The following is a 23,491-nucleotide window of genomic DNA, read 5'->3' as shown; positions in this document are numbered from 1 at the left end:
CTTCGCACGCCGCCTCACACGCATCAAGAACTACGACGAAAGGGAGATCATGACCCTCACCGACGACATCCGGTCCCAGCTCGCGCTGCAGGCCATCGAGCTCCCGAGCTGGGCGTTCGGCAACTCGGGGACGCGCTTCCGGGTGTTCGGCACTCCAGGCACGGCGCGCGACCCGTTCGAGAAGATCTCGGACGCCGCGCAGGTGCACAAGCACACCGGGCTGGCGCCGACGGTCGCTCTGCACATCCCGTGGGACAAAGTCTCGTCGTACTCGGATCTGCGTAAGCACGCCCAGGACAACGGCGTCGAGCTGGGCACGGTCAACTCGAACACGTTCCAGGACGACGACTACAAGTTCGGCTCGGTCACGCATTGGGACGACCGGATCCGCCAGAAGGCGATCGACCACCACTTCGAGTGCATCGACATCATGAACGAGACCGGCTCGCGCGATCTGAAGATCTGGCTGGCCGACGGCACGAACTACCCGGGCCAGGACTCGATGCGCGCCCGGCAGGACCGGCTCGCCGACAGCCTCCAGAAGATCTACGAGCGGATCGGCGAGGGTCAGCGGCTGGTGCTGGAGTACAAGTTCTTCGAGCCGGCGTTCTACCACACCGACGTTCCCGACTGGGGGACCAGCTACGTGCAGACCGCCGCTCTGGGCGAGCGCGCGGTGGTGTGCCTCGACACCGGCCACCACGCGCCGGGCACGAACATCGAGTTCATCGTCATGCAGCTGCTGCGCCTCGGCAAGCTCGGGAGCTTCGACTTCAACAGCCGGTTCTACGCCGACGACGACCTGATCGTGGGCGCCGCCGACCCGTTCCAGCTGTTCCGGATCGTCTTCGAGGTCATCCGCGGCGGCGGCTACGCCAACCCGGACGTCGCGTTCATGCTCGACCAGTGCCACAACCTGGAGGCGAAGATCCCGGGCCAGATCCGCTCGGTGCTGAACGTGCAGGAGGCCACCGCCAAGGCGCTGCTGGTCGACACCGAGGCCCTGGCGGCCGCACAGACCGCAGGCGACGTGCTCGCCGCCAACACGGTTTTCATGGACGCCTTCAACACCGACGTACGCGCCGACCTGGCCGCCTTCCGCGAGTCGCGTGGCCTTCCGGCCGACCCGATGGCCGCGTACAAGGCTTCGGGCTACCAGCAGAAGATCGAGTCGGAGCGCGTCGGCGGCACCCAGGCCGGCTGGGGCGCCTGACCGCGCACACGCCTGACCGCGCACACGCCCGGCCGCTAACCTGCTATGCCGGTTGCAGCACCGCAGACCCACCATCGAAGGACATACGCAGAATGACGAACGAGACCGTCGCGGCCCTCCTGGCCCGGTCGAACCGCCTCGGCGCCGACCCGAAGAACACGAACTATGCCGGGGGCAACACCTCCGCCAAGGGCACCGAGACCGACCCGGTGACGGGTGAGCCGGTCGAGTTGCTGTGGGTGAAGGGCTCGGGAGGCGACCTCGGCACGCTGACGGAGGCGGGGCTGGCGGTGCTGCGGCTCGACCGCCTGCGTGCCCTGCAGAACGTGTACCCGGGCGTGGACCGCGAGGACGAGATGGTCGCCGCGTTCGACTACACGCTGCACGGCAAGGGCGGGGCCGCACCGTCGATCGACACCGCGATGCACGGGCTGGTGGACGCGGCGCATGTCGATCACCTGCACCCGGACTCGGGGATCGCGATCGCGACCGCGGCCGACGGGGAGGCTCTGACCGAGAAGGTCTTCGGCGGCAAGGTGGTGTGGGTGCCGTGGCGTCGGCCCGGTTTCCAGCTGGGCCTGGATATCGCGGCGATCAAGGCGGCGAACCCGGACGCGGTCGGCACGGTGCTCGGCGGGCACGGCATCACCGCGTGGGGCGATACCTCCGAGGAGGCCGAGGCCAACTCGCTGTGGATCATCCAGACCGCCGCCGACTACATCGAGGCGCACGGCCGTGCCGAGCCGTTCGGGTCGCGGATCGCTGCGAACGAGCCGTTGGCGCCGGCGGAGCGTCGTGCGAAGGCGGCGGCTCTTGCGCCGACGATCCGTGGGCTGGCGTCGACGGACAAGCCGCAGGTCGGTTCGTTCACCGATGACGATGTCGTGCTCGACTTCCTGGCGTCGGAGGAGCACCCGCGGCTGGGTGCACTCGGCACCTCCTGCCCCGACCACTTCTTGCGCACCAAGGTCAAGCCGCTGATCCTCGACCTGGCGGCCGACGCCTCCGTCGAGGACTCGATCGAGCGGCTGAAGGAACTGCACGAGCAGTACCGGGCCGACTACACCGCCTACTACGAGCAGTACGCGACGCCCGAGTCGCCCGCGATGCGCGGTGCGGACCCGGCGATCGTGCTCATCCCGGGCGTAGGCATGTTCTCGTACGGGGCGAACAAGCAGACGGCCCGGGTGGCGGGCGAGTTCTACATCAACGCGATCAACGTGATGCGCGGCGCGGAGGCGCTCTCGACCTACGCGCCCATCAGTGATGCCGAGAAGTTCAACATCGAATACTGGTCTCTGGAGGAGGCCAAGCTGCAGCGGCTGCCGAAGCCCAAGTCGCACGCGGGGCGCATCGCGCTCGTCACCGGGGCGGCCTCCGGCATCGGCAAGGCGATCGCGACCCGGCTCGCGGCCGAGGGCGCGTGCGTCGTCATCGCCGACCTCGACCTCGAGAAGGCGCAGGCGGCGGCGGCCGAGCTCGGCGGCACCGACGTCGCGATCGGGGTGGCGGCCAACGTCACCAGCGAGGCCGACATCCAGGCCGGCATCCAGGAGGCGCTGCTGCAGTTCGGCGGCCTCGACCTGATCGTCAACAACGCGGGCCTCTCGATCTCCAAGCCGCTGCTGGAGACCACCGAAGCCGACTGGGACCTCCAGCACGACGTCATGGCCAAGGGTTCGTTCCTGGTCTCCAAGGCGGCCGCGAAGGTCCTCATCGAGCAGGGCCTCGGCGGCGACATCGTCTACATCTCCTCCAAGAACTCCGTCTTCGCGGGCCCGAACAACATCGCCTACTCGGCCACCAAGGCCGACCAGGCCCACCAGGTGCGCCTGCTGGCCGCCGAGCTCGGGGACTATGGCGTCAAGGTCAACGGCATCAACCCCGACGGCGTCGTGCGCGGCTCCGGCATCTTCGCCGGCGGCTGGGGCGCCAAGCGCGCCGCCGTCTACGGCGTGCCGGAGGAGGAACTGGGCAAGTACTACGCACAGCGCACCCTGCTGAAGCGGGAGGTGCTGCCCGAGAACGTCGCCAACGCGGTCGCCGTGCTCACCTCCAGCGACCTCGACCACACCACCGGCCTCCACATCCCCGTCGACGCCGGCGTCGCGGCGGCGTTCCTGCGATGAACGAGGCCGTGCGATGAACGGAGCCGTGCGATGAGTGCCGGGGCCTCCGCGTCGGGACCGGTCGCCGCCGTGGATCTCGGTGCGACCAGCGGGCGCGTCATGCACGCGCGGGTGGGTGCGAACACCCTCGAGCTCACCGAGGCGGCACGCTTCCTCAACACGCCCGTGCGGCTGTGGGAGGAAAGCCGTGCGGCCCTGCACTGGGACCTGACGGGACTGTTCTCTCGCGTGCTGGAAGGCCTCGGCGCGGTCGCCCGGTCCGAGCCGGGGCTCGCGAGCGTCGGCGTGGACGCGTGGGCGGTCGACTACGGCCTGCTGCGCGCGGGCCGGCTGCTGGGCGAGCCGTACCACTACCGCGACGAGCGCACCGAGGAGGGCGTCGCGCTGGTGCACGACCGCGTGTCGCCGGAGGAGCTGTACCGCGAAGGCGGCCTCCAGTTCCTGCCTTTCAACTCGCTGTACCAGCTGGCGCACGATCAGCAGACCGGGGTATCGGAGGCCGCCGATGGCTTCCTCCTCGTCCCCGACCTGATCACCTACTGGCTGAGCGGGCAGTCGATCGCCGAGCGCACCAACGCCTCCACGACCGGGCTGCTCACCGCGGGCGGATCGTGGAACGATGCCCTCATCGGGCGGTTGGGGTTGCGGCGCTCGCTGTTCGCGCCGCTGGTGGATGCCGGCACGGCCGTCGGTTCGCTGCTGCCGGCGCTCGACCTTCCGTTCGCCGGTTCCGGCCCCGCGGTCACCGCAGTCGGTTCGCACGATACGGCGTCGGCGGTCGTCGCCGTGCCGATGGACGCCTCGCGGGCGGCCTACATCTCGTGCGGCACCTGGGGCCTGGTGGGCGTCGAGCTCACGCACCGCGTCGTCAGCGACGAGGGCCGCGCGGCCAACTTCACGAACGAGGGCGGTGTGGACGGCCGCATCCGCTACCTCCACAACGTCATGGGGCTGTGGCTGCTGAGCGAGTCGATCCGCGAGTGGCAGCGGCGCGGCCTCCACGTCAGTCTGGAGAGCCTGCTCGCCGAGGCGGCCGAGCTTCCGCGCCCGTCGGAGCTGTTCGACGCCGACGACCCGCGCTTCCTCGCGCCGGGCGACCTCCCGTCGCGCATCGCCGACTGGTTCGACGAGCGCGGTCTGCGCGCCCCGGCGAGCCCGGCCGGCATGGTGCGCGTGATCATCGAGAGCCTGGCGGAGGCCTTCGCCGGTTCGGTCCGCACCGCGTCCGAGCTGTCCGGCGTGCCGGTGGAGACGGTGCACATCGTCGGCGGGGGAGCACGCAACGCTCTGCTCTGCCAGGCGACGGCCGACCGCAGCGGGCTGCCGCTGCTGGCGGGTCCTGTCGAGGCGACCGCGCTCGGCAACGCGCTCGTGCAGGCGCGGTCCGCGGGCCTGATCTCGGGCGACCTGGAGACGCTCAGGGCGCTGGTCGCGCGCAACTACGCGCCGGTGCGATACGAACCGGCGCGCGTGAGCGTGCGCTGATGGAGCACCACGAGCGGGCGATCGCGCGCTACGTCGCTTCGGCATCGGCCGACCCGGAGGTGCTGGCCGTGGTCGTGAGCGGGTCGGTCGCGCGCGGAGCGGAACGGGCCGACTCGGACGTCGACCTGTACCTCGTGGTCAGCGAGAAGCGCTGGGACGAAGCGTGGGCGACGCGCCGCCTCATGTACACGAGCACCGACGGCATCGGCTACGACGAGGGCTACTTCGACATCAAACTGGCGACGCTGTCCTACCTCGACGACGCCGCCGAGCGGGGCGACGACCCGGTGCGCGACTCGTTCGCGTCGACGCGCGTGGTGTTCAGCCGGGTGCCCGACCTGGAGGCGCGACTCGCGCGGGTGGTGTCGTTGCCGGCGTCGGACTGGTCGGACCGCGTCGCCGGCTTCGTGGCGCAGTGCCGGCTGCACGGCGGCTACTTCCTCCAGCAGGCGTACGAGCACGGCGACCCGCTGCTGCTCGCGCACGCGTCGGTGCACCTGGCGACCTCGGCGGCGCGGGCCCTGCTCGCGCAGGAGCAGGCGTTCTTCCCGGGGCCCAAGTATCTGCGGGCACGGGTGGCGGCGCTGGCGTCGGCGCCTCCTGACTTCGTGGCCTTGGTCGACGAGGTGATCGCGTCGCCGTCACCCTCCACGGCTTCCGCGCTGCTCGCCGCGGTGGAGGCCGCAGTCGGCGACGCGCTGCCGCACGACGAGACGCTGTCGCGCTTCGTGCTCGACAACGAGCTCGCCTGGCGCTACCGCACCGCCCCTCCCGAGTACTCCTAGCGGCACCCTCCTGTCGTGACACGCCCCGAGATTCGTCACGAATGTCGAGATTCGTGCCACGAATGTGCACATTCGTGACGAATGGTCCGCCTCACGCTAGGCTCGCTCACGGTTCGAGACCACTCGAGGAGGTGAGCACTGTGATCGCACACATGCACGGGTGCTCCCCGTCCCCCGAACTATCGCGCGACTGACCGACCGGTCGCCGGGAGCGCCGCACAGGCTTCTTCCGAAAGGCGACCATCATGAACCTCTTCATCGACGATTCCACCGCTGACGGCGTTCGCCGCCGCAGGTTCCACGTGGAGGGCGTCCCCGGCGTCCTCTGGACCTCTCCCTCTCCTGCACCCGGCGCGCCGCTCATCCTCTCCGGGCATGGCGGCGGCCTCCACAAGGAGGCGGCCGGGCTCGTCGCCCGCGCCCACCGGCTGGTGCTCGACCTCGGCTACGCCGTCGCGGCCATCGACGCACCAGGTCACGGCGACCGGCCGAGGCCCGCTCGCGATCAGCAGTGGGTCGACGCGATGCTCGGTGCGCGCGAACGGGGCGAGCCCCTCGACCCCGTGATCGCCGAGTACAACGGGTCGCTCGCCGAGCGTGCGGTGCCGGAGTGGCGGGCGACGCTCGACATGCTGCAGCAGCTCGACGAGCTCGGCGCCGGCCCGGTCGGCTACACCGGGATGACGCTGGCCTCGGCCATCGGCATCCCGCTCGCCGCCGCCGAACCGCGCATCCGGGCCGCCAGCTTCGGCGGCATCGGCGCGCACCCGTTCGTGCTGGAGGCCGCCCGGCACGTGACGATCCCGCTCGAATTCCTGTTCCCGCTGGACGATCCGGAGATCACGCGTGCCGACCAGCTCGCACTGTTCGACGCGTTCGCCTCCGCCGAGAAGGCGTTGCTCGGGTTCCCCGGCAGCCACTTCCGCGTGCCCGCCGAGCGCCTGGACACCCGGCTCTTCCCCCGCACCTTCGGGTAGTCGGCGGCATCGGCAACGCAGGAGTTCGGCGCGAACCGACCGCCGTTCTCCTCCGTTGCCTGCCGGCGCGCCGGCGCGGCTGCAGGACATCCTCCATTGCCGACACCAACGGGGCGGAGTACGTTCGCGGCGCGGGAGAGGAGGGCGACGATGCCGAAAGCCCCAGCACGTGAAGACATCGCCTACGAGGTGCGCCCGCTCGACACCTCCACCTGGGAGGCCTTCGTCGCGCTGTGCGACCGCCACGGCGGCGGCGGGTTCGGCGGCTGCTACTGCACGTGGTTCCATGGCGAGTCGCACTACGTTCCGGCGTCGGCGCCCGAGCGCCCGGCCGATTACACCAAGGAGCTCAAGCACCACCTGGTCGAGCGCGGGGAGGCGCACGCCGCTCTCGTCTTCGACGGCGACCGGGCGGTGGGCTGGGCCCAGTTCGGCAGCCCGGAGGAGTTGCCCGGCATTCGCCACCGCACGGAGTACCTGGCGACCACGACGACCCTCCCGGACTACCGGATCACGTGCATCTTCGTCGACCGCGCCTATCGCGGGAGGGGCGTCGCGCGCGTCGCCATCGCTGGCGCGCTCGACCTGATCGCGGAGGCCGGGGGAGGGACGGTCGAGAGCTACCCGCACGACACGGGCAAGCGGATGTCGCCGTCGTTCGTCTACAGCATGACCCGCCAGGTCTTCGAGGAGGCCGGGTTCGAGTACGACCGTCCGAAGGGCACGGTCAACTGCGTCATGCGCACGACGGTCGTGCGGCGCTGACGGAGGAGAAGGGCAGCGCCGCGCCGCGTGGCGACTGTCACCGGAGGAGTTTCGGGCCGGGATGGTGCCGATCTCCTCCAATGCCTACAGCCGACCGGCGCCTCAGCTGGCCCGCGTCGCGGTCGCCTCGGCCTCTTCGAGCTCCTCCCGGGCCTCCTCGCGCGGGGTCATCACCACCCGCGGACGCAACCCGGTGAACCGCACGCGCATCCCGCGGTACTTCACGAGGTAGAAGACGCCGACGAGCGCTGCCGCGAAACCGCTCGCCGCCCCGACGCCCATCGCCCAGCGGGGGCCGAACGCGTCGGCGACCCAGCCAACGATCGGGGCGCCGATGGGTGTGCCGCCCATGAAGATCGCCATGTAGATCGCCATCACGCGGCCGCGGAGCAGCGGGTCCGTCGTCATCTGCACGGTGCCGTTCGCCGTGGTCATCAGCGTCTGCGACGAGACGCCGATGATGATGAGCGCGAACGCGAACAGCCAGTAGGTCGGCATGACCGCCGCGAGAGCGCAGCCCGCGCCGAAGAGCGCTGCGCCGACGAACAGCATCGAGATCCGCGGCCGTTCGCGGCGGGCCGCGAGCAGGGCACCGGCCACCGAACCGATCGCCATGATCGACGACAGGAGGCCGTACTCGCCCGCGCCCTGGTGGAACACGCTCACCGACATCGTGGAGATGAAGATCGGGAAGTTGAGGCCGAAGGTGCCGATCAGGAACACCATGACCAGGATGACCAGGATGTCGGGACGGCGCCGCACGTACCGGAAGCCGTCGACCAGGCCGCCGCGACTCCGCTTGGCGCGCTCGGTGCGGTAGAGCTTCTCCTTGCGCAGCATCATGAGCGACAGCAGCACCGCGCCGAAGGTCGCGGCGTTGATGAGGAACACCCAGCCGGCGCCGACGGCCGCGGTGAGGAGGCCGGCGACCGCCGGACCCAGGAGGCGAGCGGCATTGAACGACGCCGAGTTCAAGGCGACCGCGTTCGAGAGGTTGGGGCCTGCGACCAGCTCCGACACGAAGGTCTGCCGCGCGGGGGCGTCGAACGCCGCCACCACGCCGAGCGCCAACGCGAACAGGTAGACGTGCCACAGCTGCACGGCCCCGCTGACGGTGAGGATGCCGAGTCCGAGCCCGAGGAGGCCCATCAACCCTTGCGTCAGCATCAGCAGCCGACGCCGGTCGAGGTGGTCGGCCGCCCATCCCGTCACCGGCAGGAGGAGGAGCTGCGGCGCGAACTGCAGCGCCATCACGATGCCGACGGCCGACGCGTTGTTGTGGGTGAGCTGGGTGAGGACGATCCAGTCCTGCGCCGTGCGCTGCATCCAGGTGCCGACGTTGGAGACCAGCGCCCCCGCCGCCCAGATGCGGTAGTTGACGCCGGCGAGCGACCGGAACATCGCGCTCACGAGTCGGCGAGCTCTCGGATGATCGCGGCGGCCTCGGCGAGGGTCTCGCGCTGCTCGGGAGTCAGCGTGCGCAGCCGCTGGTGCAGCCAGGCGTCGCGGCGGCGGCGGGTCTCGGCGACGAGCCGGAGGCCGGATTCGGTGGGGACGACGACCACTTTGCGTCCGTCGACGGCGTCGGCGGTTCGCCGCACGTAGCCGGCCTCCTCGAGGCGGTTGACGGTGCGGTTCATGGAGGGCGGGGTGACGCGTTCGTGCTCGCTCAGCCTCCCGATGGTGCCGGAGCCCTCGCGCACGAGGAACGCCAGTGTGGAGGTCTGCGTGTCGCTCAGCTCGTCGTCCGCTTTCTCGGCGCGCAGGCGGCGGGAGAGACGGGCGACGGCGATGCGCAGCGCGCTGCTGAGGTCGTGCGTCGAGAGTCGTCCCATAGATAGTTAGCCTAACAAATTAGGCTGGCTAAATAAAGTTCGTTCGCCCGCAGCGTGCCGAAATGGCGCGACCTTTCGCGCCGATGCGCCAGAATGAGCGCGTGCAGCGAGAGTTCAGCGCCGATGACGGCCTCCGCATCTTCTACGACGTCTACGACGCCGAGCGCCCCCGGGCCGCCGTGCAGCTCGCGCACGGCGTCGGCGAGCACGCCGGCCGTTACCGTGCCCTCGCCGAGCATCTGGTGGGGGAGGGCTACCGCGTGTACGCCGACGACCACCGCGGTCACGGCCGCACGGGCCTCGAGCAGTGGCACGGCGACGCGAGCCGGCTCGGGAGGCTCGGCCCGGGCGGCCTGCGGGCGGCGCTCCGTGATCTGCGCGCGTTCACGCGCCTGATCCGCGACGAGAACCCCGGGCTGCCGCTCGTGTTCGTCGGGCACAGCTGGGGGTCGCTGATGGGGCAGATGACGCTCAACCACCACGCCGACGACTACGACGCTGCCGTCCTCTCCGGCACCGCCTACCGGATGGTCGGCTCGATGAACAGCGGCGACCTCAACAAGCGCCACGCGCATCTCGGCACCACCGGCGCCGAGTGGCTGAGCCGCGACCCCGCCGTAGCGCAGGCCTTCATCGACGACCCCCTCTGCACCCTCGTGCCGCTGCAGAAGCTGTTCGGGATGGCCGACGCGGCCCGACTGCTCGGGCGGCCGGCCCGGCATCTGGCCCGCGACCTCCCGCTGCTCCTCCAGGTGGGCGACGACGATCCGCTGGGCGGGGAGGCCTCCGCGCGCAAGCTCGAGCACTCGTACCGCTCGCGCTCGGGCCTCAGCGACGTGACCACCATCGTCTACCCTGGCGCGCGTCACGAGATCTTCAACGAGACGAACCGCCTCGAGGTCTACGCCGACCTCACCGCGTGGCTCGACCCGCGCCTCCCCGCCCGCGCCTAGCCGCCTCGGATCTAGGCTGGGGGCATGCATGGTGAGTACAAGGTGCCGGGTGGCAAGCTCGTCGTCGTCGACCTGGAGGTCGTCGACGGCCTGATCGCCGGATTCCGGCTGGCAGGCGACTTCTTCCTCGAGCCCGACACCGCGCTGGAGGCCATCGACGCCGCCGTCAACGGCCTCCCGGCCGAGAGCGACTCGAAGGCAATCGCCGCCGCGGTCAAAGAGGCCCTGCCGGAGGGCGCCCTCCTGCTCGGGTTCTCGCCGGAGGCCGTCGCGGTCGCCGTGCGCCGCGCGCTCGCTCGCGCCACCAGCTGGCGCGACTACGACTGGCAGATCGTGCACGCCAAGGCCGTGACCCCGCAGCTGCACCTGGCGCTCGACGAGGTGCTGACGACGGAGGTCGGGGAGGGCCGCCGCGGCCCGACCCTCCGCATCTGGGAGTGGGAGGAGCCGGCCGTCGTGATCGGCAGCTTCCAGTCCGTCAAGAACGAGGTCGACCCGGTCAATGCCGAGAAGTACGGAGTGCAGGTCGTCCGCCGCATCACCGGAGGCGGCGCGATGTTCATGGAGGCCGGCTCGGTCGTCACCTATTCGATCTACGCCCCGGCCGACCTGGTGCAGGGCATGAGCTTCGCCGATAGCTACGCCTTCCTCGACGAGTGGGCCATCGTCGCGCTCAAGTCGCTCGGGATCGACGCCAGTTACGTGCCGCTCAACGACATCACCAGCCCGAAGGGCAAGATCGGCGGCGCCGCGCAGAAGCGTCTGGGCTCGGGTGCGGTGCTGCACCACGTGACGATGAGCTACGACATGGACGGCCAGAAGATGACGGAGGTGCTCCGCATCGGCCGCGAGAAGATCAGCGACAAGGGCATCACGAGCGCCGCGAAACGGGTGGACCCGCTGCGCAGCCAGACCGGTCTCAGCCGCGCGGAGATCATCGAACAGCTCAAGCTGACGTTCCGCAACCTCTACGGCGCCACCGACGGAGACATCACCGAGACGGAATACGCGGAGGCCGAGCGGCTGGTCGCCGAGAAGTTCGCGACCGACGAGTGGCTCTACCGCGTGCCCTAGGTTCGTCCCTTGGTCCTTCCTGTGCGTCCGCCGAGTCTGCAGCGGGTCTCCGGTAACCTGGACGGGTGAATTGGTGGGTCGTAGTCGTCGTCGGCGTGCTCGTCACGGTGATCGTGATCGGCGTGAAGCTCGGCTGGATCGACCTCTCCAACAAAGCCAACCGCGGCTCCTCGACGATGAGCGGCGCGATCGGCGGATCGTTCGACGAGATCTTCGCGCCCACCCGGCACGAGGCCCAGCAGGAGCTCGACCGTCAGTCGTTCCTCCCCGCTCCCGCCCCGCTTCCCGGCGACGGCGACAAGGGCGTGTGGGAGGCCGGCAAGATCACGATCGACGTCGGCACGGCCGGTCGTGGCCAGCGCGCCGAAGGCCGGGCGCCCTCCGAGGAGGGCCGCGCCACTGCACGAACGTCCGGCTCGCACCGCGCTTGACGCTGTCGCGGGTCGCGCGGGTCGCGCAGGCTCAGCGGCGCTGCAGCGCCTGGTACTCGGGGTGGTCCTGCAGCCAGCGCCGCACGTACGGGCAGGTCGCGACGACCCGTAGCGAGGTGCGGTCGCGCACGTCGTCGAGCGCCGTCTGCACCAGTTCGGAGGCCATCCCGCGCTCGCGCTTCTCGGGGTCGACCTCCGTGTGCGTGAACACGATCGCGTCGTCACGGAGCTCGTACTCGGCGATGCCGATAACCTCGCCGTCCTTCAGCAGGGCGTAGCGGGAGCGGTCGGGCTGCTTCTCGACGGTCAGCGTCATGCCGCCAGGCTACCCTCCGCCAGCGCGGTGACCGCCCATGCGCGAGAATGGACGCATGTCCGATCCCGCTGCCGCCACCCCTCACGGGTCCCTGTGGCAGCCGACCGACCCGAGCACCGTCGTCCACGCCGACAACCTGGAGGTCGTCACCGGCCTCCCGTCCGGCGCCTTCCAGCTCATCTACCTCGACCCTCCCTTCAACACCGGGCGGCCGCAGGCGCGGCAGCGCACGAAGGCGGTGCGCGCGACGGCCGGAGCCGGCAGCGTGATCGGGTTCAAGGGCCGCAGCTACGAGCGCATCAAGGGCGACCTCCTGAGCTACGACGACCGGTTCGACGACTACTGGGGGTTCCTCGAGCCCCGCCTGATCGAGGCGTGGAGGCTGCTCGCCGACAGCGGGACGCTGTACCTGCACCTCGACTACCGGGAGTCGCACTACGCGAAGGTGCTGCTCGACGCGCTCTTCGGGCGGGAGTCGTTCCTCAACGAGATCGTCTGGGCCTACGACTACGGCGCCAAGTCCAAGAACCGCTGGCCGGCCAAGCACGACACCATCCTCGTGTACGTGAAGAACCCGGGAGGCTACTACTTCGACTCGTCGGCGGTCGACCGCGAGCCGTACATGGCGCCTGGCCTCGTCACGCCCGAGAAGGCGGAGCTGGGCAAGCTGCCCACCGACGTGTGGTGGCACACCATCGTGTCGCCGACCGGGCGCGAGAAGACCGGCTACCCCACGCAGAAGCCGGAGGGTGTCCTCCGCCGGATCGTGCAGGCGTCCAGCCGCGAAGGCGACTGGGTGCTCGACTTCTTCGCCGGCAGCGGCACGACCGGGGCGGTGGCGGCGGCCCTGGGCCGCCGGTTCCTGCTGGTCGACAGCAGCGCGGACGCGGTCGCGGTGATGCGGGGACGGTTCGCGGAGGCCGTCGAGGGCGTCCGCTTCGTCGGCTGACGTCAGGTCGCGCGCTCGACGTGGGCCTTGAGCGCTTTCATGGTGCGCGCGCTCTCCGCTGCGGCCATTCGCACGAACATCGGCTCCACCGCGCGGTAGACGCCGTGCGTGGTCAGCTCGCCGACGCGCGTGACGATCGTGTGGCCTCCGGCGGTGGTGACGTCGTAGACGATGAGGGCATCGACGCGCCCGGACCGCTTCGCCTGGTGGAAGCGCAGCTCGCGGTCGGGGACCTCCGCGATCAGCTCGCCGCGCATCCGGCCGATCATGGTGGAGTCCTCGTACGTCGGGGAGGCGTCCGGTGGCGTCGCAGGCGCGCGCGTGCCCCGGTAGACCATCGAGTGCCGCAGCCACTCGGCGTATTCGTCGACCGAACGCAGGGCGAGGTAGACATCGTGCGCCGGCGCATCGATGTCGATCGTGTTGGTGAAGCTCTTCATGTGGTTCGTCCTACACCGTGCGCGCAGCGTGCGCACCAGCAGGATGCGGGATGCGTGACGCGGCTTGTGTGCGGATTCTCGTGCCGGGCTTTCCGGGACTTCCCGGGAACGGTGTGGAAGGGTTGATGACTATGCGACCCGCCGCACTCCGAGCCCTCCCGTTCGTCTGGGGTGCGCTCGGCACGGCCGCACTCTTCGTGGGTGTGTACCTGTTCTTCGTGCGCAGCTACATCGGCCAGGTCATCGACGAGCGGTCGTTCGCGGGCGCCAACGCGTGGAAGGGCGACATCATCGACTTCGCCCAGTCGTTCCTCGACGCCCTCCCGGTCGCCGCCGTCGTGATCGGCGCGGTCGTGGCCCTCATCATCGTGCTCGTGCGACGCAACTGGCTCGTGTTCGCCATCGGGGTCGGAGGTGCGCTCGCGGCGAACGTGAGCACGCAGGTGCTGAAGTACTCGGTGCTGTCCCGCCCGGCCAAGGGCGTGGACACCGGGCTCGCGAACTCGCTGCCGTCCGGCCACACCGCCGTTGCGGCCTCCGCCGCGCTACTCGTCTTTCTGGTGACGGCACCGCGCTACCGCCCGCTCGCCGCCGTGCTCGGCGCGCTGTTCACGGTCGCGGCGGGAGCCTCCACGCTTGTGGAGCAGTGGCACCGGCCGAGCGACGTCATCGCGGGCATGCTCGTGGTCGCGTTCTGGGCGTGCATCGCCGGGATCGTGCTCGCCGCCCTCCGGCTGCGGCCCGCAGACCCTCCGGTGCGCTCGAAGCTCTGGGCGCTGGTGTGGATCGCGGCGGCGTGCGGAGTCGTCGCGGCTGTCGCGCTCGTGGTCACCTACAACTCGACGCAGAACGGCACCGAGCACCTGTTCATCGCGTACGCGGGAGGCGTCTCCGCCATCGCGACGACCGGTCTCGCTCTCGCCGTGGTCGGCAACCGTCTCTACCGCCGCCTGGCCTGAGTTGCAGCCTCCCGCGCGCAACTCCGGAGATCCCGCGTCGACTGGCCGAATTCTCCGGATGAACGCGACCTCAAGCCGTTTCAAGGCCGGATCTCCGGAGTTGCGGTCGGTGAGCGCGGGAGGGGACCGGTTACCCTCAGGAGCTCTGGCGGACGACCAGCTCGGTCGGCAGCAGGGTGACCCGGTCGACGTGCTCGCCGGCGAGGCGGCGCACGAGCACCCGGGCCATGGCCTCGCCGAGGCCGATGGACGGCTGGTGCACCGTGGTCAGCGGTGGGGTGGCGGTGAGCCCGAAGTTGTCGTCGTCGAAGCCGACCACCGCGATGTCGCCCGGGATGTCGAGCCCCGCCTCGTGGATGGCAGAGTAGGCGCCCGCGGCCATCTGGTCGTTCGCGGCGAACAGCCCGTCGATCGGCCGGCCGGTCGCGAGCAGCCTCCGCATCGCCTCCATGCCGGAGTACGGGGAGAAGTCGCCGTACTCGACGAGCGAGGTGTCGAGGCCGTGCGCCTGCAGCGCGTCGTGCCAGCCGGTGAAACGGTCGAGACCGGCCGGCATGTCCTGCGGGCCCGTGATGAGCGCGATGTTGCGACGGCCCTGGGCGATCAAGTGCTCGGCCGCCCCGGCGGAGCCGGCCACGTTGTCGACGTCCACGAAGTACGACTCGTGCTGCGCCTCGCTCACCGGCCGCCCGCCGAACACGATCGGGAGGGTCGAGCCCAGCTGGGCGTAGGAGTGGTCGCCCGAGTGGTGCGAGACCACCAGTGCACCGTCGACGTTGCCGCCCATGAGGTAGCGGCGGGTCTTGTCGGGGTTGGTCTCCGACGAGATCACCATGTTGAGCGTGTACTCGGTGTCGGCGAGGCTCAGCGCGACGCCTTGGACGATGGAGGCGAAGAACGGGTCGGCGAAGACCTTCGCGGTCGACTCGGGAACCACCAGCGCGATCACCTGGGTGCGGCGGGAGGCCAGCGAACGCGCTGCCCGGTTCGGCACATAGTTGAGGTCGGCGATGGCGCGGGTCACGGCCTCCGCCACCTCCGGCGTGACCTTGGTGGAGCCGTTGACGACGCGGGAGACGGTCGCTCGGGATACGCCTGCGCGCGCCGCCACGGCCTCCAGGGTCGGCGCCGAGCGGCCCTCCACCTGTTCCGTCGTCATGGTTCCTCTTCTCGATGCGTCGAGGGGTCGGGCGCCGATTGCGGCGCCCGACCCATGTTAGGCGCGAGCCGCGGCAGATCCAGTGGCCACGCCCACGGCGTCGGGCGCTCCCTCGATCGCGTCCTCGGCCGCCCGGGCGATGACGCGGGCGTATGCGCGGCCCGAGTCCTTCACCGTGCGCTGCTGGGTGTCGTAGTCGACGTGGACGATCCCGAACCGCTTGGCGTAGCCCCACGCCCACTCGAAGTTGTCGAGCAGTGACCAGACGAAGTAGCCGCGCACGTCGGCGCCCTCGGCGATGGCCTCCCGCACAGCGTCGAGGTGCGCGACGATGTACGCCTCCCGCTCGAGGTCGCGGATGCGGCCGTCGTCGTCCACGGTGTCGTCGTACGAGGCGCCGTTCTCGGTGATGTAGAGCGGCGGGAGGGCCGGGTACTCGGCCGTGAGCCGCACCAGCAGCTCGCGGAGGCCGTCGGGGTTGACCTCCCAGCCCATCGCGGTGGTCTGCAGGTGCCGGGACGGGAACGTGACGAACTCGCTGCCGACGAACGGCGACGACTTGGGCCGGTCGGTCGGGACGGGAGCGGGGATGGTGCCCGCAGGCGCCGGATGACCGCTGACGTTGTCGTCGTGGTAATGGTTGACGCCGAGGAAGTCGATCGGCTGCCGGATCGCGGCGAGGTCGCCGTCGTGCACGAGCTCCTCGAACCGGTAATCGCGGAGGTCCTCCAGCACGTCGGCGGGATAGGTGCCGTCGAGCAGCGGGTCGAGGTACATGCGGTTCCAGAGACCGTCGATGCGGCGCGCCGCGTCGAGGTCGACGATGTCCTCCGGGTCGTTCGGAACCGCGTTCGTCAGGTTGAGCGTGATGCCGAGGCGCAGCTGGTCCGCGCGACCGTCGTGCTCGGCGGCGAGGTCGCGGATCGCCGCGGCGGCGAGGCCGTGCGCGAGGTGCTGGTGGTGCAGGGCCGCCAGGGCGGCGCGCGGCTCACGGCGCCCGGGCGCGTGCTCGCCGGCGGCGTACGCGATCAGGGACGAGCACAGCGGCTCGTTGAACGTCGTCCAGTGCGAGACCCGGTCGCCGAGCGCGTCGTAGACCGCGACCGCGTAGTCGCGGAACCGGTACGCCGTGTCGCGGTTCGCCCAGCCGCCGCGCTCCTCCAGCGCCTGCGGCAGATCCCAGTGGTACAGGGTCAGCCACGGCAGGATGCCCGCTCCGAGCAGCTCGTCGACCAGGCGGCTGTAGAAGTCCAGCCCGGCGCGGTTGACGTCCCGGTCGCCCGGCTTGATGCGCGCCCACGACGTCGAGAAGCGGTACGACTGGAGGCCGAGCTCGGCCATCAGGGCGACGTCCTGCGGCATCCGGTGGTAGTGGTCGACGGCGCGTTCCGGGGTGTCCCCGCCGGCGATCGCCCCGGGCACGCGGGCGAAGGCGTCCCAGATCGAGTCCTCCTTGCCGTCCTCGTGGGCCGCGCCCTCGATCTGGGCGGCCGCGGTCGCGGAACCCCAGAGGAAGCCGGTGGGCCAGCGGGTCTCGGACGGCACGCGGGTCTCGGAAGACACAGCGGGGCCCCGGGAGGTGTGGTCGGTCATTCTCAGCCTTTCACCGCGCCGGCCATGATGCCCGAGACCAGCTGCCGGCCGGCGAGCACGAAGAGGACGAGCAGGGGGATGGTCGCGAGCACCGCGCCGGCGAGCACGATCGAGTAGTCGACGTACTTGGCCGACTGCAGCTGGCTCAGGGCGACCTGCAGGGTCGGGTTCTGCGGGGCTACGAGCAGCGGCCACAGGTAGTCGGTCCACGCGGTCATGAAGGTGAACAGGCCGAGGATCGCCATGGCCGGCCGCGCCGCGGGGACGCCCACGTGCCAGAACGTGCGGATCATGTTCGCGCCGTCCACCCGGGCGGCCTCGATGAGTTCCTCCGGGATGACGTCGACGAGGTACTGCCGCATGAAGAAGACGCCGAACGCGGTGACCAGGGTCGGCACGATGACCGCGCCGAGGGTGCCGGTCCAGCCGAACTGCTTCATCGCCATGAACAGCGGGATGATGCCCAGCTGCGTCGGCACGGCCAGCGTGGCGATGACGAACACCATCAGGCCGCTGCGGCCGCGGAAGCGGAGCTTCGCGAAGGCGTAGCCGGCGAGCGTCGAGAAGGCGACGACAGAAACCGTGATTACGGTCGAGACGATGATCGAGTTGCCGAGCGCCTGCCAGAACGGCACGGTGTCGAGCACCTGGCCGATGTTCGTCCAGAACTGGCCGCCGGGGAGCAGAGGAGGCCAGGTCGAGGTGAGCACCGTGCTGTTGCTCGAGCCGGCGACGAACGACCACCAGAGCGGATAGGCGCCGCCGATGAAGATGGCGAGCAGGATGCCGTAGGTCAGGAAGCCGGGCCGGCGGTCGATGCCGAGGGCGCGGCGGCGCGGGGAGCGCTGCTTCGCGGCGGGGGACGGAGCGCGGGTCGCGGTGGTCATACGTTCTTCTCCTCGCTCGCTGCGGTCAGCGCCAGGGCGCCTTCGATGCTCGCCTCGGCATCCGAGCCGGACTCTGCCCGGCTCTTCGCCAGGCGGCGCGCCGTCCTCTTCCGGTGCACGCGCGCCTCCGTGGAGGCGATGCGCCGCGAGATGAGGAAGTTGAGCACCCCGAACAGCACGATGATGAGGAAGAGCATCCACGCGATCGCGGAGGCCTTTCCGAAGTTCTGGCGGTTGAACGCCATGTCCCACAGGTAGAGCACGGTCGTCTGGTACTGCCGCTGCGGGCCTCCCGGCACCGCGCTGGACGGGTTGAACAGCTTCGGCTCGGTGAAGATCTGCAGGCCGCCGATGGTCGCCGTGATGATGACGAAGATCATGGTCGGGCGGATGCTCGGCAGCGTGATCGAGAAGAACCGGCGGAACTGGCCGGCGCCGTCGAGTGCGGCCGACTCGTGGATGTCACGCGGCACCGCCTGCATCGCGGCGAGAAGGATCAGCGCGTTGTAGCCGGTCCAGCGCCAGTTGACCATCGTCGCGATCGCGAGGTGCGACGGGAAGACCTCGGTCTTCCACATCACCGGGTCGAGGCCGACGGCCTGGAGGATGTTGTTGATGAGCCCGTACTTCTCGTCGAACGCGCTCGAGAAGATCAGCGTCACCGCGACCGGGGTCACGACGTAGGGGAGGAGCACGCTCATCCGCCAGAAGGTCTTGGCGCGGATGTTCTGATCGAGCATCGCCGCGATGAAGACGGCGGCGATCAGCTGCGGGATGGCGGAGAGCAGGAAGATGCTGACCGTGTTGAAGAGCGAGTTCCAGAAGAACGGGTCCTTCAGCTCGGTGAGGTAGTTGGTGAGACCGACCCATTCACCGGGGCCGGTGAGGAGGTTCCAGTTGTTGAGCGACACGACGAACGTGTAGACGAGAGGGAACAGGCCGACGAGGGCGAACAGCACGAAGAACGGCGCGACGTAGAAGTACGGGGAGGCTTTGACGTCGAAGCGGCTGAGCTTCTGCGTGAAGGTGAGCGCCCGGCGGTCGTCGCGATCGCGCCGGGTGGCCGTGGGCGCGGCGTCCGGGGTGCGGGTGACGGTGGTCATGCGGTTCTCCGGGGGTCGGGGTGGGACGGATGGGCTCTGCGCCGAGCCCGAGGCTCTGGGGGAGGTGTTCGGGCCCCGCCGCCTGCAGCAGCGGGGCCCGAACCTGGTGAGGTGTACTACTTGTTGACGACGAGCTGGTTCAGCAGGGTCATCGCGTTGGCCCAGGCCTGGTCGCCGTTCGCCTTGCCGGAGTCGAGCTGCTGCACCGACGGTCCGAACACCTGCGACTGGATGACCGAGTCGTCCGGGCCCTTGTACTGGGCGACGACGCCCTTCGCGCGCTCCGACAGGATCTGGCCGACCGGCGCGTTGTTGAAGAACTTCGTCAGGTCGCTCTCACCGGTCACACCGGGGTCGGACTGCGCCTCGGTGACCGACGGGAACGTGCCGGCCGCCTGGAAGGTGGCGACCTGCGACTTGGCGGTGGTCAGCCAGGCAGCGAGGGCCGCGGCCTCTTTCGGGTGCTTGGACTGCTTCGGCACGGTCAGGAACGAACCGCCCCAGTTGGCCGCGCCGCCCGGGAAGACGTTCGCGAAGTCCCACCCGGTGGAGGCGTCGCCGCCGCCGGCCTTGACCTGGCCCTGCACGACGCCGAGCATCCAGCCCGGGCAGACGAACGTGGCGAACGAGCCGTCGGTGAACGCCTTGCCCTTGCCCCAGTCCCACTGGGTCTGGTTGGAGGACAGGCCCGCTGCCGCACCGCCGGCCAGCTTGCCCCACAGCGCCTTGAGGTCGCTGTTGTTCTCGATGTTGAGCTTGCCGTCCTTGGTGTAGTAACCCTCGGGCTGCTGGTTCACCATCGCGTTCCAGATGAAGCCGGACTGGTCAAAGAACGCCTTGCCGCTGGCCGCCTTGTACTGCTCGCCGACCTTGAAGAAGTCGTCCCAGGTGGCGTTGTCGCCGCCGAACAGCTTGGCGACGGACTCGCGGTCGCTCGGCAGGCCCGCCGCGGCGAAGAGCTTGCCGTTGTAGCAGAGGCCCTCCGGTCCGATGTCGGTGCCGTAGCCGATGATGCGGCCGTTCTTGTCGGTGGCCTGCTTGAGCTTCCAGTCGACCCAGCGGCTCTTGATGTCGTCGGCGCCGTAGTCCTTGAGGTCGTTGAACTGGTCGGAGACCTGCATGACCTTGGACAGCCAGCCCTCTTCGACGGCCTGGACGTCGGGGAGCCCGCTGCCGGCGGCCTCCTTGGTCTGCCAGTCGGTCAGGGCGTTGTCACCGGTGTCGATGTTGGTCGCCTTGATCTTGATGCCCGGGTGCTCCTTCTCGTACTGCGAGTAGAGCTTGTCGAAGCCCATCGTGCCGAACGTCGTGACGGTCAGCGTGATCGGATTCGAGCTGGTCCCCGCATCGCCGCCGCTCGATGAGCAGCCGGCCGCGAGGAGGGCGAACGAGGCCGCGCCGGCGATTGCCGCCGCGACCTTGGTGCGACGTGAAAGCTTCACGGATCACTCCCTTGTGCGTGTGAGTTGTTGGGTCTGGTGAGTCGGTGAGAGCGCTCTCTTCGGATGTCGTGAGAGCGCTCTCACAGATCGAGAGTGAATGTAGATCGGGTGCGTCGGCATTGTCAAGACACGGTGTGGTCGCGCTCTCATCGTTGAAAATCCGGCAAATGCGAAATCATGCGGTTGTCCCGCAGAATCACGCGGACGATCGCAGCCGACCGTGACCGAACCGTGACCTTCGCGCCTCGGCTTTTAGATAGACTGACCTACCTAGATAATGGAGGGCGACGTGGCCGAACGACCGCGCAACTCGGGCGCGCGCAGCGGGGGTGCCCGACGCCGCATCCTCGAAGCGGCCGTCCGGAGGTTCTACACCGACGGCATCGCGGCCACCGGGATCGACGCGATCACGGCCGACGCCGGCGTCGCCCGGATGAGCCTCTACAACAACTTCGCCTCCAAGTCGGCACTCGTGTCGGCCTCTCTCGAGGCCCGCCACGCGGAGTGGCTCGCGCTCTACGCCCGCCGGGCGCGCCGGGCGCCCGATCCGGTCACGCGGGTCCTCGCGGTCTTCGACGCCTACCTCGACCAGGCGGCGCTCGCGCCGGAGTCGGGGTACCGCGGCAGCGCCCTCCTGAACGCCGCCGCGGAGCTGCCGCTCGGCGACCCCGGCCGTGAGATCGTCCGCCGGCACAGTGCTGAGGTCGACGGGATCCTCGCCGCGGGCCTCCGCGAACTCACCGACCGCGTGCGCGCCGACCGCACGGCCCAGCACCTGTCGTACGTGCTGCACGGCGCGCTCGCGCGCTCGGGCCTGGAGGCCGACCGCCGCCGCCTCCGCGACGCTCGTACCCTTGCCCTCGACCTCCTCACGGTTCTGTGATTCGCCGAGGGGCACGTAAACGCCCCTAAAACGAGGGCTTAGGGGCGTTTACGTGCCCTTCGATCCTTGGCGCGGACGGGGAGGTGGGACAGACTGGGCGCGAGCAGGCAGGGAGGAGGACGGATGCCGGTCATCATCCTCGTCGCCCTCGCCGCCGTGGCGCTGTGGTCGCTGGTGTCCCGCCGGTTCGAGCGCATCGGCATCGCCGGCCCGGCGGCGCTGGCCGTGCTCGGCGCGATCGTCGTGCTCGTGGACGTCCACGGGTTCACGGAGGCCATCGACAGCGACATCGCGCAGCACGTCGTCGAACTCATCCTGGCCGTGCTGCTGTTCGTCGACGCCTGCGAGGTGCGCGGCGGCATCTTCGGGGGAGAGGGACGCAGCCTCTCCCGGCTGGTTCTGATCGCCCTCCCGCTCTCGCTGGTGCTCGTCGTCGTCACGACCGGTTGGCTGCTGCCCGAGCTGAACGTGTTCGTGCTCATCGTGATCGCCTGCATCGTGATGCCGACCGACTTCGCGCCGGCGACGGCCCTGCTGCGCTCCGGACGCGTCCCCGCCCGCGTCCGCCATATCCTCAACGTGGAGAGCGGGTACAACGACGGCCTCATCTCGCCGCTCTTCAGCATGTCGCTCGCGATCGCGGTCGCGCTGCCGACGCTCATCAAGGTCGCGAACACGGGGGAGCAGGTCACGGGCGCCACCGAGAAGGAGCTCGAGAAGAACCTGTCGGAGGCCGTCTACGCGTTCTTCGGCGCGATCCCGGCGACCCTGTTCGCGATCGTCGTCGGCGTGGTGGTGGGGGCCCTGCTCGGCCTGCTGACGCGCTGGGCCACCGCTCGCGGCTGGGCGGACGCCTCCGGGATCCGCTTCGTGATGCTCCTCGCGCCCTTGCTGACCTACGGGATCGCGACGCTCCACGACGTCGCAGCGAACGGCTTCGTCGCTGCGTTCGTCGCCGGCGTCATGTTCCGTGTCCTCCGCACGCGACGCAGCGATCTGGAGGCGGTGCCCCACGACGAATTGCTGCTCGTGGAGGAGGCGAGCACCGTCGCCGCGAACTTCGTCTGGTTCATCCTGGGCGGCATGACCACCGCCGTCATCATCGAGGGCATCGACTGGCGCATCCTCGTGATCGCCGTGCTGGCGCTCACGGTCTTTCGCGCCGTGCCGGTCTACGTGTCGATGCTGGGATCGCCGGTCACCTGGCGCGAGCGCTCCTATATCGGGCTCGTCGGCCCCCGGGGAACGGCGACGATCGTCTTCGGCCTGCTGGCCTTCAACCACCTCCCGGACAGCGACAGCGCCGACGTGCTGAGCGTGACCGTGCTCACGGTCGTCGGCAGCATCCTTCTGCACGGTGTGGTGACGCCGCTCGTGCTGCGGCGCGTGGCGGTCCGGGATGCCGGAACGGCCGCCGCCCCGATGGGCGACGGCCGTTCCGTCGGTGAGGTGGACTGAGGTCCGGTCGACCTAGTCGACAGCGGGCCGCGGTCGCTGCGCAGCGACCGATGCCGTGTCGACGACCGGCTCGATCAGCGCGCCGGTCTCGCCGGCGACGCGGCTCGCGATGAGCCCCAGGTCGGTCTCCTCGAGCTCCTCGCGCTCAGCGGCGTCGGATGCCACCGCGCCCGCCGGCACCGGCTGGCGTTCGCCGGCCGCTGCGGCTTCGGCGGCCGCGGCCTCCGACTTCGCGTCCGCGGCCTCCTGCAGCGCCGACTTGGCGCGCAGCGGCGGGGTCTTGAAGAACAGCGAGAGCACGAACGCGACCAGGACGACGATCATGGCAACCCAGTAGACCTGCACCGCCGAGGAGTTGAAACCGACCAGGAACGGCTTGGAGAGCCGCGGGTCGGCGTTGTTCAGGAACGACGTGTCGTTGGTGGCCGAGCTGTTGTTCGAGCCGTTCGCCTTGTCGAGCTGCGACTGGACTTGAGGCACCGCCGCATCGACAACAGCCTTGCGCTGGTCTGCGTTCGAGAAGTCGATCGGTGCCGGCGGCACCTTCTGCTCCGCGACGTCCTGCGGCACGCCCTGTGCGACGAGCTGCTGCACACCCGCGGCATGCGCCTTCGCCTGCGCACCCTTCTCGAGGGGATCGACGATCTTGTTGTAT

At 69.8% G+C, this 23,491-nt stretch carries 22 protein-coding genes and 1 pseudogene; 13 read left to right on the top strand and 10 right to left on the bottom strand.

The window, feature by feature from the left end:
• Positions 1 to 49 precede the first annotated feature (49 nt).
• From rhaI to AC0HS0_RS06100, 6 genes are all read left to right on the top strand, one after another.
• Positions 50 to 1,213, top strand: a complete 1,164-nt coding sequence (rhaI, locus tag AC0HS0_RS06125) for an L-rhamnose isomerase (RefSeq protein ID WP_472962481.1) — start codon at positions 50 to 52, stop codon at positions 1,211 to 1,213.
• Between the two features lie 92 nt (positions 1,214 to 1,305).
• Positions 1,306 to 3,342 carry a bifunctional aldolase/short-chain dehydrogenase gene (locus AC0HS0_RS06120; protein ID WP_472962479.1) on the top strand — a complete coding sequence of 679 codons (2,037 nt, stop codon included), beginning with the start codon at positions 1,306 to 1,308 and terminating at the stop codon, positions 3,340 to 3,342.
• A 30-nt stretch (positions 3,343 to 3,372) separates the two neighbouring features.
• The gene (locus AC0HS0_RS06115) at positions 3,373 to 4,827 is read left to right on the top strand and encodes a rhamnulokinase (RefSeq protein WP_472962478.1); all 1,455 of its coding nucleotides are present in this window, start codon (positions 3,373 to 3,375) and stop codon (positions 4,825 to 4,827) included.
• Positions 4,827 to 5,612 (top strand): nucleotidyltransferase domain-containing protein, encoded by a 786-nt coding sequence (locus AC0HS0_RS06110; protein ID WP_472962477.1) that lies wholly within the window; start codon positions 4,827 to 4,829, stop codon positions 5,610 to 5,612. Before AC0HS0_RS06115 ends, AC0HS0_RS06110 begins: the two co-directional genes overlap by 1 nt.
• A gap of 245 nt (positions 5,613 to 5,857) precedes the next feature.
• Positions 5,858 to 6,589, top strand: a complete 732-nt coding sequence (locus tag AC0HS0_RS06105; RefSeq protein WP_472962475.1) for a dienelactone hydrolase family protein — start codon at positions 5,858 to 5,860, stop codon at positions 6,587 to 6,589.
• A 150-nt stretch (positions 6,590 to 6,739) separates the two neighbouring features.
• Positions 6,740 to 7,354, top strand: coding sequence for a GNAT family N-acetyltransferase (locus AC0HS0_RS06100; RefSeq protein WP_472962474.1), 615 nt, complete (start codon positions 6,740 to 6,742; stop codon positions 7,352 to 7,354).
• A gap of 102 nt (positions 7,355 to 7,456) precedes the next feature.
• On the opposite strand, the gene AC0HS0_RS06095 is transcribed toward AC0HS0_RS06100, so the two are convergent.
• Together AC0HS0_RS06095 and AC0HS0_RS06090 are read right to left on the bottom strand one after the other, a co-directional pair.
• Complete coding sequence (locus AC0HS0_RS06095; protein WP_472963523.1) at positions 7,457 to 8,755, bottom strand: MFS transporter; 1,299 nt, start codon at positions 8,753 to 8,755, stop codon at positions 7,457 to 7,459.
• A 5-nt stretch (positions 8,756 to 8,760) separates the two neighbouring features.
• Positions 8,761 to 9,189: a MarR family winged helix-turn-helix transcriptional regulator gene (locus tag AC0HS0_RS06090; RefSeq protein WP_472962473.1), complete on the bottom strand. Its 429-nt coding sequence runs from the start codon at positions 9,187 to 9,189 to the stop codon at positions 8,761 to 8,763.
• Positions 9,190 to 9,272: 83 nt separating this feature from the next.
• Between AC0HS0_RS06090 and AC0HS0_RS06085 the strand changes: the two genes are divergently transcribed.
• The 3 genes from AC0HS0_RS06085 to AC0HS0_RS06075 all read left to right on the top strand — a co-directional run bounded on the left by AC0HS0_RS06085 (position 9,273) and on the right by AC0HS0_RS06075 (position 11,647).
• Positions 9,273 to 10,142, top strand: coding sequence for an alpha/beta fold hydrolase (locus AC0HS0_RS06085; RefSeq protein ID WP_472963521.1), 870 nt, complete (start codon positions 9,273 to 9,275; stop codon positions 10,140 to 10,142).
• A 24-nt stretch (positions 10,143 to 10,166) separates the two neighbouring features.
• Positions 10,167 to 11,216 carry a lipoate--protein ligase family protein gene (locus AC0HS0_RS06080; protein ID WP_472962472.1) on the top strand — a complete coding sequence of 350 codons (1,050 nt, stop codon included), beginning with the start codon at positions 10,167 to 10,169 and terminating at the stop codon, positions 11,214 to 11,216.
• A 65-nt stretch (positions 11,217 to 11,281) separates the two neighbouring features.
• Positions 11,282 to 11,647: a hypothetical protein gene (locus AC0HS0_RS06075; RefSeq protein WP_472962470.1), complete on the top strand. Its 366-nt coding sequence runs from the start codon at positions 11,282 to 11,284 to the stop codon at positions 11,645 to 11,647.
• Between the two features lie 31 nt (positions 11,648 to 11,678).
• Here AC0HS0_RS06075 and AC0HS0_RS06070 read toward each other — a convergent pair whose 3' ends face one another.
• Entirely contained in the window at positions 11,679 to 11,963 is a 285-nt protein-coding gene (locus AC0HS0_RS06070; protein ID WP_055921489.1) for a GNAT family N-acetyltransferase, read from the bottom strand.
• 55 nt (positions 11,964 to 12,018) lie between these two features.
• On the opposite strand from AC0HS0_RS06070, the gene AC0HS0_RS06065 reads away from it, so the two are divergent.
• Positions 12,019 to 12,912 (top strand): DNA-methyltransferase, encoded by an 894-nt coding sequence (locus AC0HS0_RS06065; protein WP_472962468.1) that lies wholly within the window; start codon positions 12,019 to 12,021, stop codon positions 12,910 to 12,912.
• 2 nt (positions 12,913 to 12,914) lie between these two features.
• On the opposite strand, the gene AC0HS0_RS06060 is transcribed toward AC0HS0_RS06065, so the two are convergent.
• Entirely contained in the window at positions 12,915 to 13,352 is a 438-nt protein-coding gene (locus AC0HS0_RS06060; protein WP_472962467.1) for an SRPBCC family protein, read from the bottom strand.
• A 131-nt stretch (positions 13,353 to 13,483) separates the two neighbouring features.
• On the opposite strand from AC0HS0_RS06060, the gene AC0HS0_RS06055 reads away from it, so the two are divergent.
• Positions 13,484 to 14,311, top strand: coding sequence for a phosphatase PAP2 family protein (locus AC0HS0_RS06055; protein ID WP_472962465.1), 828 nt, complete (start codon positions 13,484 to 13,486; stop codon positions 14,309 to 14,311).
• A 136-nt stretch (positions 14,312 to 14,447) separates the two neighbouring features.
• Here the strand turns inward: AC0HS0_RS06055 and AC0HS0_RS06050 are convergent, their stop codons facing one another.
• From AC0HS0_RS06050 to AC0HS0_RS06030, 5 genes are all read right to left on the bottom strand, one after another.
• Complete coding sequence (locus AC0HS0_RS06050; RefSeq protein WP_472962463.1) at positions 14,448 to 15,470, bottom strand: LacI family DNA-binding transcriptional regulator; 1,023 nt, start codon at positions 15,468 to 15,470, stop codon at positions 14,448 to 14,450.
• A 57-nt stretch (positions 15,471 to 15,527) separates the two neighbouring features.
• On the bottom strand, positions 15,528 to 17,063 hold the full coding sequence (locus tag AC0HS0_RS06045) for a GH1 family beta-glucosidase (protein ID WP_472962461.1): 1,536 nt from the start codon (positions 17,061 to 17,063) through the stop codon (positions 15,528 to 15,530).
• A 2-nt stretch (positions 17,064 to 17,065) separates the two neighbouring features.
• Entirely contained in the window at positions 17,066 to 17,950 is an 885-nt protein-coding gene (locus AC0HS0_RS06040) for a carbohydrate ABC transporter permease (protein ID WP_472962459.1), read from the bottom strand.
• A complete protein-coding gene (locus AC0HS0_RS06035; protein WP_472962458.1) occupies positions 17,947 to 19,053 on the bottom strand; it encodes a carbohydrate ABC transporter permease in 1,107 nt (368 codons plus the stop codon). The genes AC0HS0_RS06040 and AC0HS0_RS06035 overlap by 4 nt, the downstream gene beginning before the upstream one ends.
• A gap of 116 nt (positions 19,054 to 19,169) precedes the next feature.
• Positions 19,170 to 20,495: an ABC transporter substrate-binding protein gene (locus AC0HS0_RS06030; protein ID WP_472962456.1), complete on the bottom strand. Its 1,326-nt coding sequence runs from the start codon at positions 20,493 to 20,495 to the stop codon at positions 19,170 to 19,172.
• Positions 20,496 to 20,784: 289 nt separating this feature from the next.
• Between AC0HS0_RS06030 and AC0HS0_RS06025 the strand changes: the two genes are divergently transcribed.
• Entirely contained in the window at positions 20,785 to 21,378 is a 594-nt protein-coding gene (locus tag AC0HS0_RS06025; protein ID WP_472962455.1) for a TetR/AcrR family transcriptional regulator, read from the top strand.
• Between the two features lie 123 nt (positions 21,379 to 21,501).
• The gene (locus tag AC0HS0_RS06020; protein ID WP_472962454.1) at positions 21,502 to 22,836 is read left to right on the top strand and encodes a cation:proton antiporter domain-containing protein; all 1,335 of its coding nucleotides are present in this window, start codon (positions 21,502 to 21,504) and stop codon (positions 22,834 to 22,836) included.
• 12 nt (positions 22,837 to 22,848) lie between these two features.
• Here AC0HS0_RS06020 and AC0HS0_RS06015 read toward each other — a convergent pair.
• Positions 22,849 to 23,491: pseudogene (locus AC0HS0_RS06015) on the bottom strand (MFS transporter); the annotation flags it as partial.

Source organism: Leifsonia sp. PARNA 1/14 (genome assembly GCF_055720965.1).
Note: the sequence above shows the minus strand (reverse complement) of the source record. Positions and strands in the feature narration are given on the sequence as shown.